Annotated in this window: 13 protein-coding genes; 6 read left to right on the plus strand and 7 right to left on the minus strand. The window is 66.8% G+C overall.

Features of this window, described 5'->3' with window-relative positions; genetic code table 11:
• The first annotated feature begins 2 nt into the window (after window positions 1-2).
• The 3 genes from AC3A4E_RS14710 to AC3A4E_RS14720 are packed head-to-tail and all read left to right on the plus strand — an operon-like array spanning window position 3 to window position 2,457.
• Window positions 3-836 (plus strand): ABC transporter ATP-binding protein, encoded by an 834-nt coding sequence (locus AC3A4E_RS14710; RefSeq protein WP_487632241.1) that lies wholly within the window; start codon window positions 3-5, stop codon window positions 834-836.
• Window positions 836-1,762, plus strand: coding sequence for an MlaD family protein (locus AC3A4E_RS14715; RefSeq protein WP_487632242.1), 927 nt, complete (start codon window positions 836-838; stop codon window positions 1,760-1,762). The genes AC3A4E_RS14710 and AC3A4E_RS14715 overlap by 1 nt, the downstream gene beginning before the upstream one ends.
• A gap of 8 nt (window positions 1,763-1,770) precedes the next feature.
• Complete coding sequence (locus tag AC3A4E_RS14720; RefSeq protein WP_487632243.1) at window positions 1,771-2,457, plus strand: ABC-type transport auxiliary lipoprotein family protein; 687 nt, start codon at window positions 1,771-1,773, stop codon at window positions 2,455-2,457.
• Between the two features lie 183 nt (window positions 2,458-2,640).
• Here the strand turns inward: AC3A4E_RS14720 and AC3A4E_RS14725 are convergent, their stop codons facing one another.
• The gene (locus AC3A4E_RS14725) at window positions 2,641-3,243 is read right to left on the minus strand and encodes an alpha-ketoglutarate-dependent dioxygenase AlkB family protein (protein ID WP_487632429.1); all 603 of its coding nucleotides are present in this window, start codon (window positions 3,241-3,243) and stop codon (window positions 2,641-2,643) included.
• Window positions 3,244-3,395: 152 nt separating this feature from the next.
• On the opposite strand from AC3A4E_RS14725, the gene AC3A4E_RS14730 reads away from it, so the two are divergent.
• Window positions 3,396-6,212, plus strand: a complete 2,817-nt coding sequence (locus AC3A4E_RS14730; RefSeq protein WP_487632244.1) for a rhamnan synthesis F family protein — start codon at window positions 3,396-3,398, stop codon at window positions 6,210-6,212.
• 3 nt (window positions 6,213-6,215) lie between these two features.
• Here the strand turns inward: AC3A4E_RS14730 and AC3A4E_RS14735 are convergent, their stop codons facing one another.
• The gene (locus AC3A4E_RS14735) at window positions 6,216-6,851 is read right to left on the minus strand and encodes a CoA transferase subunit B (protein ID WP_487632245.1); all 636 of its coding nucleotides are present in this window, start codon (window positions 6,849-6,851) and stop codon (window positions 6,216-6,218) included.
• On the minus strand, window positions 6,851-7,582 hold the full coding sequence (locus AC3A4E_RS14740) for a CoA transferase subunit A (protein WP_487632246.1): 732 nt from the start codon (window positions 7,580-7,582) through the stop codon (window positions 6,851-6,853). Before AC3A4E_RS14740 ends, AC3A4E_RS14735 begins: the two co-directional genes overlap by 1 nt.
• Window positions 7,583-7,717: 135 nt before the next feature.
• Here AC3A4E_RS14740 and AC3A4E_RS14745 point away from each other — a divergent pair, with 135 nt between their 5' ends.
• Both AC3A4E_RS14745 and AC3A4E_RS14750 read left to right on the plus strand, forming a co-directional pair.
• The gene (locus tag AC3A4E_RS14745) at window positions 7,718-9,073 is read left to right on the plus strand and encodes a phosphohexomutase domain-containing protein (RefSeq protein ID WP_487632247.1); all 1,356 of its coding nucleotides are present in this window, start codon (window positions 7,718-7,720) and stop codon (window positions 9,071-9,073) included.
• 9 nt (window positions 9,074-9,082) lie between these two features.
• Window positions 9,083-10,495 (plus strand): mannose-1-phosphate guanylyltransferase/mannose-6-phosphate isomerase, encoded by a 1,413-nt coding sequence (locus AC3A4E_RS14750; RefSeq protein ID WP_487632248.1) that lies wholly within the window; start codon window positions 9,083-9,085, stop codon window positions 10,493-10,495.
• Between the two features lie 71 nt (window positions 10,496-10,566).
• Here AC3A4E_RS14750 and rfbD read toward each other — a convergent pair whose 3' ends face one another.
• The 4 genes from rfbD to rfbB are packed head-to-tail and all read right to left on the minus strand — an operon-like array spanning window position 10,567 to window position 13,962.
• On the minus strand, window positions 10,567-11,472 hold the full coding sequence (rfbD, locus tag AC3A4E_RS14755; protein WP_487632249.1) for a dTDP-4-dehydrorhamnose reductase: 906 nt from the start codon (window positions 11,470-11,472) through the stop codon (window positions 10,567-10,569).
• Window positions 11,469-12,026 carry a dTDP-4-dehydrorhamnose 3,5-epimerase gene (rfbC, locus tag AC3A4E_RS14760; RefSeq protein WP_487632250.1) on the minus strand — a complete coding sequence of 186 codons (558 nt, stop codon included), beginning with the start codon at window positions 12,024-12,026 and terminating at the stop codon, window positions 11,469-11,471. The genes rfbD and rfbC overlap by 4 nt, the downstream gene beginning before the upstream one ends.
• Window positions 12,023-12,910, minus strand: a complete 888-nt coding sequence (gene rfbA, locus AC3A4E_RS14765) for a glucose-1-phosphate thymidylyltransferase RfbA (protein ID WP_487632251.1) — start codon at window positions 12,908-12,910, stop codon at window positions 12,023-12,025. The genes rfbC and rfbA overlap by 4 nt, the downstream gene beginning before the upstream one ends.
• Window positions 12,907-13,962 (minus strand): dTDP-glucose 4,6-dehydratase, encoded by a 1,056-nt coding sequence (rfbB, locus tag AC3A4E_RS14770; RefSeq protein WP_487632252.1) that lies wholly within the window; start codon window positions 13,960-13,962, stop codon window positions 12,907-12,909. The genes rfbA and rfbB overlap by 4 nt, the downstream gene beginning before the upstream one ends.
• Window positions 13,963-14,018: the final 56 nt, after the last annotated feature.

The following is a 14,018-nucleotide window of genomic DNA, read 5'->3' on the forward strand; positions in this document are numbered from 1 at the left end:
CGATGTCCGAGACGACCATCCGCGATGCGCACGCACAGGATGATTCCGGCGACGGAATCGCCATCCGCGTGCGTGGCCTGGTCAACAGGTTCGGCGCGCAGACCGTGCACGACAATCTCGATCTCGACGTGCGTCGCGGCGAGATCCTCGGCGTGGTCGGCGGTTCGGGCACGGGCAAGTCGGTGCTGATGCGCACCATCCTCGGCCTGCGCACGCCGCAGGCTGGCACGATCGAAGTATTGGGCGCCGATGCGCTGTCGCGCGACCTCGAAGAGCGCCGGCACATCGAGCGCAATACCGGCGTGCTGTTCCAGGACGGCGCGCTGTTCTCGTCGCTGACCGTGGGCGAGAACGTGCAGGTGCCGCTGAAGGAGCATCACCCGGACCTGCGCGACTCGCTGCGCTACGAGCTGGCACTGCTGAAGGTCAAGCTGTCGGGCCTGCCGGCGAACGCGCTCGACAAGCTGCCCGCGGAACTGTCGGGCGGCATGCGCAAGCGCGCCGGCCTGGCGCGGGCGCTGGCCCTCGACCCGCCGCTGCTGTTCCTCGACGAACCCACGGCCGGCCTCGATCCGATCGGCGCGGCTGCGTTCGACCGGTTGATCCGCACGTTGCAGGAAGCGCTGGGACTGACCGTGTTCCTGATCACACATGACCTCGACACCCTGTACGCTATCTGTGACCGCATCGCGGTCCTGGCCGACAAGCAGGTGATCGCGGTGGCGCCGGTGGCGGAGATCGAGCAAATCGACCATCCCTGGATCCAGGATTATTTCCACGGCCCGCGCGGCCGTGCCGCACGCGATGCCAGGGCCGACGGCCCGGGAGCCCACTGATGGAAACCAGAGCCAATTACGTCCTCATCGGCGCGTTCACGCTCATCGCGTCGATCGCCCTGCTGGGCTTCGCGCTGTGGGCGGCGAAGTACTCGTCCGACCGCAGCTGGAACGAGTTCGATGTCGTCTTCCGCGAGCCGGTGACCGGCCTGAGCGAAGGCAGCAGCGTGCAGTACAACGGCATCGCCGTCGGCACGGTCGACAACCTGCAGCTCGCGCCGCAGGACCCGCGTCAGGTCATCGCCCGCCTGCGCCTGCAGGCCAACGCACCGGTCAAGACCGATACCCGCGCGCGCATGTCGATGACCAGCCTGACCGGCTCGCCGATCATCCAGCTCACCGGCGGTTCGCCCGAAGCACCGATGCTGGTGTCCGAAGACAGCGACCGCGTGCCGATCATCCAGACCGAAGCCTCGGCGCTGCAGAACATCTCCGACACCGCGAACCGTCTGGTCGAGCGTCTCGACCAGGTGCTCAGCGAAGAGAACGTCGCGCGCATCTCCAACACGCTGGAGAACATCGAAGGCATGACCGGTTCGGTCGCCGGGCAGCGCGAGGATCTGGCCGCGATCATCGTCAATGCGCGCAACGCCAGCGAACAGCTGGAGCAGACGCTGACCACGACCAACCGTGCGATGACCAACTTCGACCGCGAACTGGTGCAGAAACTGCCGACGCTGGTGTCGAGTCTGGAAAGCACGCTCGCGCGCATGGACTCGGCCGCCGGTGGCGCCGACACCATTCTCAACGAGAACCGCGCGGCGATCAGCAGCTTCGCCAACGACGGCCTGTCGCAGCTCGGCCCGACGCTCGGCGAACTGCGTTCGCTGGTCCGCGACCTGCGCCGCATCAGCGACCGTCTCGACGCCAATCCCGCGCGCTACCTGCTCGGCCGCGACGCGCCGAAGGAATTCGAACCCGAATGATCACGCTCATGACCTCCACGCGACGCGCCCTGCCCCGCCTTGCCGTCGCACTCGCGCTCGGCACCCTGCTCGCCGGCTGCAGCTCGTTGCTGGGCGGCGGTGGCGGCGATCGCGACCGCTCGACGATCTACGCGCCCGATCCCCGCGTGGAGGCCAATCCTGCGTGGCCACGCGCCGACTGGCAGCTCACGCTGAGTCCGCCGACCGCCGCGCGCATGATCGACAGTTTCCGCATCGCCGTGCGCCCGACGCCGTCCGAGCTGCAGGTCTACCGCGGCGCCAGCTGGGCGAAGACGCCGACCGACATGCTGCAGGACACCGTGCTGCGTACGCTGGAAGACTCCGGCCACATCCCGGCCGTCGCGCGCCAGGGCGCGGGCATTACCGCCGACTACAAGCTGGTCATCGACCTGCGCCGCTTCGAGGCCGACTACAACGGCAACGTATTGCCGGCGGCGACGATCGAAGCCAACGTCAAACTCATCCACAACATCGACCAGACCGTCGTTGGCTCACGCACGTTCCTCGTGGCCCAGCCGGCGTCCAGCACCGAGGTCGCACAGGTCGTCGACGCGTTCTCCATGGCGCTGCAACAGGTCAGCAGCGAGATGTCAGGCTGGATTCTGGAGTCTGGCAATACGCACGAATTGACGCACGACCGCAGGCCCTCGGCGTCGGCCACGCCGCGACGCTGATACTGCAGGGCGGGTTCGACGCGGCGCCGGGCGACGTTGTTGCGGCGGACTGATGCGCCGCCCTGCCTTTGCAGGTGAAGGTAGTCGCGGCTGCAACGGTGCATCTGCTGCCGGGTCTGTGGCGTCGCATCCGAGGCATGCGCATCCACTTTCATGCCCCACCGGGTGAGGATGGAGCGCGGCTCAGGCCAAGATCTTCCGGAAGGTCAGATTGATCCGCGGACCGACCGGCCGCGCGGTCCGCGGCAAGGCATGGCGATAGCGCATCTGCGTCTCCCCACGCATCACCAGCAGGCTGCCGTGCGGCAATGCCAGCACGTGCCGCGCGATACGGTCGTCCACATCCGGCGCCCGCGCCTTCAGTACGAACCGCCGCGTCGCGCCGAGGCTCAGCGATGCGATCACCGGTGCAGTGCCGAGCTCGCGTTCGTCATCGCTGTGCCAGCCCATGGCATCCCGGCCATCGCGATAGAGATTGGCAAGCACGCTGTTGAAAGCGACGCCTGCAGCCCCGGAGACCGCATCGCGCACCGCCGCCAATGCCGCAGGCCAAGGCTCGGGCGCGAAGCGCGAACCCGAGTAGCGATACACCGCTCCGGGATCGCCGATCCAGCAACTGAGCCGCGGCGCCTCGACCTCGCGCCCGAAGATGCGCAGGCGATGACGCGTCCACGGAATCTCAGCATGCAAGGCCTCGAACAGTGCGTCCGCTTCGTCAGCCGGCAGCCAGTGCTGCGCCAACTGCACAGCCCCTTCGAGATCCGCGATGTCGCGCAGCGCTTCCATCGCACCAGCATGCCGCAGACGCACGCGGTTTGCGGCATGCGGGCGCGAGCCGCGACAATCATGCGCATGATGATGTCACCGGTCAGAAAGTGTGTCAGTCCCCACGCATGCAGCGCCACGGCCCTGCGGGCAGACGCATGGTGACGCGACGTATGAACGGACTGCTCGGCGCCATCCGCCGCGGCATCGACGTCCGCGGGGGCGGTGTCCGGGGATTGGTCGCACTCGTCGCGCGCGCCTGGCGCATGCTGCGCGCGCTCGGCCCGGGGGGCGTCCTGGCACGCATGCAGGCGGCCGGCCGGCCGCTCCCGGCAGCGCCCGCGCCCGAAGACGATTTCCGCTTCCCGCCGCCACAGTCGCTCGACGGCTCGACGCTGCGGGTCGGTGTGATGCTGCACCTGTTCTATCCGGATCTCGCCGAAGAGTTCGCGCTCGCGTTGTCGCGGATGCCGGTGCCCGTGGTGTTGCTGGTTTCGGTGACCGATGCCGATGCGGCGGCGCACGTGCGGCGTGTCTTTGACGGGGTGGACGCCATCGAGCGCATCGAGATCGCCTGCGTGCCGAACCGCGGCCGGGACATCGCCCCGCTGCTGGTCACGTTCCGCGAAGCGCTTCTCGGACTCGACATCGTCGGACACCTGCACAGCAAGAAGTCGCTGTACACGGGCAGCGTGCAGAACCAGTGGCGCAGTTATCTCGTGAACGCACTGCTGGGCGACCGGGACCGGATCGCGTGGCAACTGGGCATGTTCGCGGCCGAACCCACGCTCGGCATGATCTATCCCGAGAGCCACGAAACGGTGCCGCTCTGGGGCCATACCTGGCTCGGCAATGTGGCCGATGCCCGCAGCCTCGCAAGCCGCATGGGGTTTTCCATCGACCCGCACGCCTATATCGACTTCCCCGCCGGCTCGATGTTCTGGGCGCGGATCGACGCAATCCGGCCATTGCTGTCGCTCGGTCTCGAGCTCGACGCATTTCCGGAAGAGGCGGGACAGCTCGATAGCACCGTGCAGCACGCGCTCGAACGGCTGTTCGTCGCCGTCGCGCGGGCAGGCGGCTATCGCGCCGGCGTCCTGCCGCGTGACGGCACGCTGGCGTTGTCCAGCGAGGGCAACCGGAACTGGCCGACCTACTTCGCGTCTTCGCTGCAGGCCCGGCTCGACGTCGCGGCTGTCGATGCGGCCCTGGTATCGCTCGACGTGTTCGACACGCTGGTCCAACGGCCGTTCCTGTCTCCGGAAGCCGCACGTACCTACCTGTCACGCTTGGTCAACGTTTCACTGGGCGTCGAGAACTTCAGCGGCCTGAGGGCCAGCGCCGAGGCACGCGCACGGCATGCGCTGCGCCGGGACCCGACACTTGGCGAGATCTACACGGCCATGGCAGCGCTCGCGCCTGCCGCGCCTGTCGAAGCGCTCTCCGCGCTCGAGCTCGCGACGGAACGCCGGCTGCTGTCGCCACGCACTGGCGTCCTCGCGGCGCTGGCGTCACTGGGGGCACGCGGGAAGCGCCTGATCGCCCTGTCGGACATGTATCTGGATGCGGCGACGTTGCGCGACGTGCTTCCCGCTGCAGTGACTTCGCTGACCGACGCGTGCTACGTGTCGTGCGAAACCGGCCTGCGCAAGGACGATGGCAGTGTCTGGCCCGTACTCGCGAAACGTGAAGGCATCGCGCCCGCCACCTGGTTGCACGTCGGCGACAACGAGCATGCCGACATCCAGCAGCCGCATTGGCAGGGCATGCTGACACCCGTGCACGTCCTGCGTGCAGCCGCGCTGCTGGATGTCATGCCGGCCTTGCGTCCGTTGCGCACGACGCCGGATGCGCCCTGGTCCGAGCAACTGCGCCTGGGGCTGATCGCCAACCATTTCAGCGCCATTGCGGATACCCAGCCCGAGGCTTTCCATGGCACGCCCGTGATGGCGCCGCGGACACTGGGCTATGTGCTCATCGGCCCGATGGTGCTGGACTATCTGACCTGGCTGTCACGTATGGCGAGCGGTCGCGGCGTCGAAGCGCTGCTGTTCCTGAGCCGGGAAGGCCATCTGCTGAGCCAGGCATTCCAACGCTTGCAGGACGCCGCACCGGCGTTGACCCGCGGGCTGCAAGGCAGCTACTTCCTCGCCTCGCGCCAGGCCACGGGTCTGGCGACGCTGCGAAGCCAGGACGATCTGCCGGCGCTGCTCGACGGCACCTACAACGGCACGCTGGCCGACCTGCTCGACGCGCGACTGGGCACCACCGCCACTGCCGCCGTGCGCGCGCGGATCGGCAACGCGACCATGGAGGACGCCGTGTTCCTGCCGGAGATGCGCGATGCCACCATCGCCCGCCTGGCGCCGGCCCTCGACGCACTGCTGGAGGCCGCCGAAGCGGCGCGGGGCCACTATCAGGCCTACTGGCAGGACACCGTCGGCGTCGCACCGGCACTCGTGGCGGACATCGGTTATGCAGGCACGATCCAGCGACATCTGTCGCGTCTGCTGGCGCGACCGGTTGATGGCGCCTACTTCGCGCTCGACGGTCGCGCGGAGGCCCGGCTGTCCGGCGTCGGCGACGCACAGGCCCGGTATCACGATGCGCGACGCAGTGACGGCCACTCGCCGGTCCTCGCGCACGATCTGTTGCTGGAAAGCATATTGACCGCGCCCCATGCGCAGTTTGCGGGCTTCGAGATGCGCGACGGCGTGCGGTACCCGCGGTATGCCGGCGATATCGACACTACCCGCTGGTCCATCATCGAGGCCGTCCACACCGGCGCGCTGGCATTCATCGACGATGCCCTGGCGGCGGCAGGCCCGCTCGCGGACGAACTGGCATTCGATGCCGCTGCGGTACAGATCCCGCTCGTGTGCATCGGCACTGGCCGTTGGCAGGCGCACTGGCTCGCGGATATCGGCGTCGAGGACGCGTTTACCGGACGCGGCCAGGTCCCGGCGGGTGGTAGACGCGCCGGGACCTGAGGCTCAGTTCGCGTTCGCGAATGCGACACCGGTCTTGGACTTCAACTCTGTTGCATCCACGCCGTCTGCCGCTTCGACCAGCACGAGCCCATCGGCCGTCACATCGAACACCGCCAGATCGGTGATGATCCGGTCGACCACGCCGACGCCGGTCAGCGGCAGGGTGCACTCGGGCAGGATCTTGTGGCTGCCGTCCTTTGCGACGTGCTCCATCAGCACGACGACGCGCTTGACGCCGGCGACGAGATCCATCGCGCCGCCCATGCCCTTGACCATCTTGCCGGGCACCATCCAGTTCGCGAGATCGCCGCTGCCGGTGACCTGCATCGCGCCGAGGATCGCCAGATCGATGTGCCCGCCGCGGATCATCGCGAACGAGTCATGGCTGCCGAAGTAGCTCGCGCCCTTGCGTGCGGTGACGGTCTGCTTGCCAGCGTTGATGAGGTCGGCATCGACCTCGTCCTCAGCCGGAAACGGACCGATGCCGAGCAGGCCGTTCTCGCTCTGCAGCCAGACGTCGACGCCATCGGGGATGTGGTTCGCCACCAGCGTGGGCAGGCCGATACCGAGGTTCACGTACGCACCGTCGGTCAGCTCGCGCGCAGCGCGCGCGGCCATTTCGTCACGGGTCCAGGCCATTACTTCACTCCTCGCACGGTGCGCTGTTCGATGCGCTTCTCCGGCGTCGTGTTGACGACGATGCGGTCGACGTAGATGCCGGGCAGATGCACCTGGTCGGGATCGATCGCGCCAATCTCCACCAGCTCCTCGACCTCGACCACGCAGACCTTGCCGGCCATCGCGCAGGCCGGATTGAAGTTGCGCGCGGTCTTGCGGAACACGAGGTTGCCGGCGGTGTCGGCCTTCCACGCCTTGACCAGCGCGACGTCGGCGACCAGCGCGGTTTCCAGAACGTAATGCTTGCCGTCGAATTCGCGCGTTTCCTTGCCCTCGGCGACGATGGTGCCGTAGCCGGTCGCGGTGAAGAACGCCGGGATGCCGGCCCCACCGGCGCGCAGGCGCTCGGCCAGCGTGCCCTGCGGGTTGAATTCCAGCTCGAGTTCGCCGCCGAGGTACTGGCGTTCGAACTCTTTGTTCTCGCCCACATACGACGAAATCATCTTGCGGATCTGCCGGGTCTCGAGCAGCTGGCCGAGGCCGAAGCCGTCCACGCCCGCATTGTTGGAGATCGCGGTGATGTCCTTGACGCCCGAATCGCGCAGTGCGGCGATCAGCGCTTCGGGAATGCCGCACAGGCCGAAGCCGCCGACCGCGAAGGTCTGGCCATCGGCCACGATGTCGGCCAATGCCGTCGCGGCATCGGGATACTGCTTGCCGCGTCGACCCGCGGCGGAACTCTGCTCGCTCATTTCGATCCTCATGGCGCAACGGCCTTCGATTCTACCGGTTGCGCGTGCACACGGCCTTGGACCTTGGTGCAGTGGCGCAAACGGTCCTGTCCGCGCGAGACGCTAGAATCGGGCTTCCCCACCGCTGGATCGACCATGCCCCTGCCCGCCTTCAAGGCCTACGACCTCCGCGGCCGCGTGCCGGACGAACTCAATCCCGCCCTTGCCCGCGACATCGGCATTGCACTGGCCGCGCAGCTGCCGCCCGGCGCGATCGTGCTGGGCCGTGACGTGCGGTTGAGCAGTCCGGAACTGCAGGTCGCGTTGTCGGACGGCCTGCGCAGCCAAGGGCGCGAGATCATCGACATCGGCGTCGGCGGCACGGAGGAGGTCTATTTCCAGGTCGACCATCTCGGTGCGGCTGGCGGCGTCATGGTGACCGCCAGCCACAACCCGATGGACTACAACGGCATGAAGCTGGTGCGCGAGCATGCGCGTCCGATCAGTTCGGACACCGGCCTGTTCGCGATCTCCGACGCGGTCGAGGCAGGCAACCTGCCTACGCCCGTCTCGACGCCGGGTACCGAGACCGCTGCGACCGACAAGTCCGCGTACATCGATCACCTGCTGGGTTACGTGGATACCACGGCCCTGCGTCCGCTCAAGCTCGTGGTCAATGCCGGCAACGGCGGCGCCGGCTCGATCGTCGACCTGCTCGCGCCCCACCTGCCTTTCAAGTTCGTGCGCGTGTTCCACGAGGCCGACGGCAATTTCCCCAACGGCATTCCAAATCCCCTGCTGCCGGAGAACCGGCAGGCGACCGCCGACGCGGTGCGCGAACACGGCGCGGATTTCGGCATCGCCTGGGACGGCGATTTCGATCGTTGCTTCTTCTTCGACGAGACCGGTGCTTTCATCGAAGGCTATTACCTCGTCGGCCTGCTGGCCGAGGCGATCCTGGCCAAACAACCGGGCGGCAAGGTCGTACACGATCCGCGCCTGGTCTGGAACACGGTCGAGCAGGTTGAAGCCGCCGGCGGCGTGCCGGTGCTGTGCAAGAGCGGCCACGCCTTCATCAAGGAGAAGATGCGCGCTGAAGACGCGGTCTACGGCGGCGAGATGAGCGCGCACCACTATTTCCGCGAGTTCGCGTATGCGGACTCCGGCATGATTCCATGGCTGCTGATCGCAGAACTCGTCTCCACCAGTGGTCGTTCGCTGGGCGATCTGGTGGCCGAGCGGGTCGCGAAATTCCCGTGCAGTGGCGAGATCAACTTCCGCGTCGCAGACGCGAAGATTGCGGTCGACCGCGTGATGGCGCACTACGCCGCGCAGTCACCGGAGATCGACCGGACCGACGGCATCAGCGCCGACTTCGGCGACTGGCGCTTCAATCTGCGCAGCTCCAACACCGAGCCGCTGCTGCGGCTCAACATCGAGACGCGTGCGAATCAGGCTCTGCTCGAAGCGCGTACCCGTGAAATCTCCGACCTGTTGTCGGCCAAGCCCTGAGATTCCCCTATGTCCAAGATTGTTCCTGTTCTGCTCTCCGGTGGCTCCGGCACCAGGTTGTGGCCGCTGTCACGCGAAATGCATCCCAAGCAGTTCCTGCCGCTGGTCGGTGACCACACCATGCTGCAAGCCACCTGGCTCCGCGTCGCATCGCTGGCAGGTGAGGCCGGTCCGATTGTCGTCGCCAATGAAGCGCACCGCTTCGTCGTTGCCGAGCAGTTGCAGCAGGTTGGCGCAACGCCGGCGGCGATCGTGCTCGAACCCGTCGGTCGGAACACGGCGCCTGCGATCGCCGCAGCCGCGCTCGAAGCGCTGCGCAGAACGCCCGATGCGGTCCTGCTGGTGCTGCCGTCGGATCATGTCGTACAGACGCCCGAGGCCTTCCACGCGGCGGTACGCGCCGCGCTGCCTGCGGCCGAAGCCGGCAAGCTGGTGACGTTCGGTGTGGTGCCGCGCGGACCGGAGACCGGCTACGGCTACATCCAGGCAGCAGCCGGCAACGGCAACGGCCCTGTGCCTGTCCAGGCTTTCGTCGAAAAGCCGGACTTGGCGCGCGCCCAGGCCTATGTCGCGTCCGGCGATCATTTCTGGAACAGCGGCATGTTCCTGTTCCGCGCCGATGCCTATCTCGCCGAACTGGAGCGTCACGCGCCGGCCATGCTGACTGCGGTGCGCGCGTCGTGGTCCGCCGCGCGCCAGGACGTGGATTTTACCCGCCTCGATGCGGATGCTTTCGCCGCGAGCCCGTCGGATTCGATCGACTACGCCGTCATGGAGAAAACCGACGCGGCCGTGGTGATGCCACTGGATGCCGGCTGGAGTGATGTCGGCTCGTGGGCAAGTTTGCGCGAGGTCTCGCCGCAGGACGCCGACGGCAATGCCCATCACGGCGAGGTCGTCTCGATCGACTGCCGCAACACGTACGCCTATGGCGAGCGCCTGATCGCGATGATCGGTCTGGAAGACACGATCGTCGTGGAAACGCCCGATGCGATCCTCGTGGGGCGCAGCGACCGCATCCAGCAGGTCAAGGATGTGGTGGCCGAACTCAAGTCGCGCGAGCTGCCGCAGGCAGCCTGGCATCGCAAGGTCTACCGTCCGTGGGGCGCCTACGACTCGATCGACAACGGTCCGCGTCATCAGGTCAAGCGCATCACCGTCAAGCCCGGCGGCGTGTTGAGCCTGCAGATGCACCACCACCGCGCCGAACACTGGATCGTCGTCAGCGGCACTGCCGAAGTCACGCGTGGCGACGACGTATTGCTGTTGAGCGAGAACCAGAGCACCTACATTCCGCTCGGCGTGACGCATCGGCTGCGCAACCCCGGCAAGGTGCCGCTGGAACTGATCGAGGTGCAGTCGGGCAGTTACCTGGGCGAGGACGACATCGTGCGTTTCGAGGACACCTACGGACGCGCCTGAATCCGGTCGACCCCGCCCCAATGCAGAACGGCGCCCGAGGGCGCCGTTCTCACGTGTCCGGCCGCAGCGCCTCAGCGCTGCGTGGCGGCCAGGGTATCGAGCACATCGCCCAGCGCAGCCTGCCAGTCAGGCAACGTGATCCCGAAATCACGCTCGAGCGTGCCGGTGTCCAGGCGGGAATACGCCGGACGCCTGGCCGGCGTCGGATAGTCGGCCGTGGTGATCGCCTCGACCGTCGGCGCACGCGCGATCAGGCCACGTTCGACCGCACCTTCGAAAATCGCCTGCGCGAATCCGTGCCAGCTGGTTTCACCCGCTGCCGTCAGATGCCAGGTCCCGGAAACCGCGACGTCTCCCTGCAGGGCCTGCGCGGTGACATCCGCGATCAGTGCCGCCGGTGTCGGCGTGCCGATCTGGTCGGCAACCACGCGCAGCATGTCGCGCTCAGCACCCACGCGCAGCATCGTGCGCAGGAAGTTCTGGCCGTGTGCGGCATAGACCCATGCGGTACGGAAGATCAGATGGCGGCCACCCGCTGCATGGATCGCATTCTCGCCCGCGAGCTTGCTGGCGCCGTAGACGCCAAGCGGCGCCGTGGCGTCGTCAGGGCGATACGGACGCGTGCCGCTGCCGTCGAACACGTAGTCGGTGGAGTAATGCACCAGCGGCACATCGTGCGCGGCACACCAGCGTGCGATCGCGCCCGGGGTCTCTGCGTTGGCGGCCTGCGCCGCCGCGGGCTCGCTTTCGGCCTTGTCGACCGCGGTGTACGCGGCGGCATTGATCACACGCGTCGGCCGCGTCGCATCGAGCAGCGCCACGACCGATTCCGAATCCGAAAAGTCCGCGGTCCGGCAAGCGCCGCCGTCGGGCAGCGTGCCGGTCCGGGTCGTGCCGACCACAGCGCCCAGCGGCGCGAGCGCACGCAGCAGTTCCTGCCCCACCTGACCGTTCGCACCGAAGACCAGCGAGGTCATGCGGCGAACACCGGCAGACGGTCCTGTGCGATGTCGGCCAGCAACGGTGCGTGCGTGTCCTTGTCGGACAGCAACGGCGCGTCGATCCGCCAGTCGACACCGATCGCGGGATCGTTCCAGCGCACGCCGGCATCGGCCTCTTTCACGTACACGTCGGTGCACAGGTAGCTGAAGACCGCGCTGTCTGAAAGCACCGCGAAACCATGCGCAAAGCCCTCCGGAATCCAGAACTGGCGCTTGTTCTCTTCGCTCAGGATCACGCCCTCCCACTGACCGAATGTCGGCGACCCGCGGCGGATGTCGACAGCGACGTCGAGCACCTCACCGCGCAGCACGCTGACCAGCTTGCCCTGCGGACGCGGCCACTGGTAATGCAGCCCGCGCAGCACGCCCTTGGAGGATGACGACACGTTGCTCTGCACGAAATTCGTCGGCAGGCCGTGCTGACCGAACCGCTCGGAATTCCAGGTCTCGAAAAAGAAACCGCGCGCGTCGCCGAACACGGCCGGCTCGATGACGACGGCACCCGGCAGTTTCGTCTCGATGATCTTCAACGCACGACTCCACGGTGGACGAGTGACATCAGGTACTGACCGTAGCCGTTTTTGGACAGCGGCCGGGCGAGTGCCAACAACTGCTCGGCATCGATCCAGCCGTTGCCGTAAGCGATCTCCTCCGGACAGCACACCTGCAGACCCTGACGATCCTGGATGGTCTGGATGAAATTCGAGGCCTCATGCAAGGACTGGTGCGTGCCGGTGTCGAGCCAAGCAAATCCGCGACCGAGCTGCTCGAGATACAGCGCGCCTTCGTCGAGATAGCGGCGATTGAGATCGGTGATTTCCAGTTCGCCACGCGGTGAAGGTTTCAGCTCGGCGGCATAGTCACTGGCACGCCCGTCGTAGAAATACAGGCCCGTAACGGCGTAGTTCGAACGCGGCGTCTCGGGCTTCTCTGCGATATCGATCACCTTGCCGGCGGCATCGAACTCGGCCACGCCGTAGCGCTCGGGATCGTTGACCCAATAGCCGAAGACGGTCGCGCCATCGCTGCGCGCATCGGCGTTCTTGAGCGTGTCCGTCAGGCCGTGCCCGTGAAAGATGTTGTCGCCCAGCACCAGGCAGCTCGGCTTGCCGCCAACGAAGTCCCGACCGATCAGATACGCCTGCGCCAGACCGTCCGGGCTCGGCTGCACGGCGTACTGGATATCCATCCCCCACTGCGAACCGTCGCCGAGCAGGGTCTGGAACAGCACCTGCTCGTGCGGGGTGTTGATGATCAGCACCTCGCGGATACCGGCCAGCATCAGCACGCTGAGCGGGTAATAGATCATCGGCTTGTCGTACACCGGCAACAGCTGCTTGCTGACGCCCTTGGTGATGGGATACAGCCGCGTGCCGGAGCCGCCGGCGAGGATGATGCCCTTGCGCGCAGTCATGCCTCAGCTCCCATACGTTCCAGACGGTAACTGCCGTCGAGGATGCGCTGTACCCAAGGCTGGTTGTCGAGGTACCAGTCCACTGTCGCTTCGATGCCGGTCTCGAAGGTGTGCTCGGGCTTCCAGCCGAGTTCGCTCTGGAGCTTGGATGCGTCGATCGCATAGCGGCGATCGTGGCCCGGACGATCCGTCACGTAGGTGATCTGCGTCGCGCGCGACTGGCCGTCCTCACGCGGTCGGCGTGCGTCGAGCAGGCGGCAGATCGTCTCGACCACCTCGATGTTCTGACGCTCGGAATCCCCACCGACGTTGTAGGTCTCACCGACGCGGCCCTTCTCGAGCACCGTGCGGATCGCGGCGCAGTGGTCGGTGACGAACAACCAGTCACGGACCTGCTTGCCATCGCCGTAGACCGGCAGCGGCTCGCCGGCCAACGCCTTGGCGATCACCAGCGGGACGAGCTTCTCGGGGAAGTGGTACGGCCCGTAGTTGTTCGAGCAGTTGGTGGTGAGCACCGGCAGCCCGTAGGTGTGGTGGAAGGCACGCACCAGATGGTCGGACGCGGCCTTCGACGCCGAGTACGGCGAGTTCGGCGCGTACGGCGTGGTTTCGGAGAACTTGCCGGTCTCCCCGAGCGTGCCGTAGACCTCGTCGGTCGACACATGCAGGAAACGGAATGCCTCGCGACGGCCGTCAGGCAATACCTTCCAGTAGTCGCGCACCGACTCGAGCAGACCGAGTGTGCCGACGACGTTGGTTTCGATGAACGCGGCCGGGCCGTCGATGGAACGGTCGACGTGGCTCTCGGCGGCGAAGTTCAGCACCGCATCAGGCTGGTGCTCGGCCAGCAGCCCCGCGACCAGATCGCAATCCCCGATGTCGCCATGGACGAACAGGTGATTCGGGGCCGATTCGATCGACGCCAGCGTCTGCAGGTTGCCTGCATAGGTCAGGGCATCGAGATTGATCACGCGGACGCCGCGACGCACGGCCTCCAGTACGAAATTACCGCCGATGAAACCGGCGCCGCCGGTGACGAGCCATGTGGGCACGAATTCACTCCTGTGGACGATCGAAATGCCCCCTTCGGGGCCAGTTGCCAAGGATA

It is taken from the genome of Luteimonas sp. Soil_N_1, assembly GCF_057656255.1.

Bases quoted from the DNA above. Each gene is read 5' to 3' on its own strand.
- AC3A4E_RS14750 (WP_487632248.1), top strand. From the start codon at position 9,083: ATGTCCAAGATTGTTCCTGTTCTGCTCTCCGGTGGCTCCGGCACCAGG.
- AC3A4E_RS14740 (WP_487632246.1), bottom strand. From the start codon at position 7,582: ATGAGCGAGCAGAGTTCCGCCGCGGGTCGACGCGGCAAGCAGTATCCC.
- AC3A4E_RS14735 (WP_487632245.1), bottom strand. From the start codon at position 6,851: ATGGCCTGGACCCGTGACGAAATGGCCGCGCGCGCTGCGCGCGAGCTG.
- AC3A4E_RS14720 (WP_487632243.1), top strand. From the start codon at position 1,771: ATGACCTCCACGCGACGCGCCCTGCCCCGCCTTGCCGTCGCACTCGCG.
- AC3A4E_RS14715 (WP_487632242.1), top strand. From the start codon at position 836: ATGGAAACCAGAGCCAATTACGTCCTCATCGGCGCGTTCACGCTCATC.
- rfbA (WP_487632251.1), bottom strand. From the start codon at position 12,910: ATGACTGCGCGCAAGGGCATCATCCTCGCCGGCGGCTCCGGCACGCGG.
- rfbD (WP_487632249.1), bottom strand. From the start codon at position 11,472: ATGACCTCGCTGGTCTTCGGTGCGAACGGTCAGGTGGGGCAGGAACTG.
- AC3A4E_RS14725 (WP_487632429.1), bottom strand. From the start codon at position 3,243: ATGGAAGCGCTGCGCGACATCGCGGATCTCGAAGGGGCTGTGCAGTTG.
- AC3A4E_RS14745 (WP_487632247.1), top strand. From the start codon at position 7,718: ATGCCCCTGCCCGCCTTCAAGGCCTACGACCTCCGCGGCCGCGTGCCG.
- AC3A4E_RS14730 (WP_487632244.1), top strand. From the start codon at position 3,396: ATGAACGGACTGCTCGGCGCCATCCGCCGCGGCATCGACGTCCGCGGG.
- AC3A4E_RS14710 (WP_487632241.1), top strand. From the start codon at position 3: ATGTCCGAGACGACCATCCGCGATGCGCACGCACAGGATGATTCCGGC.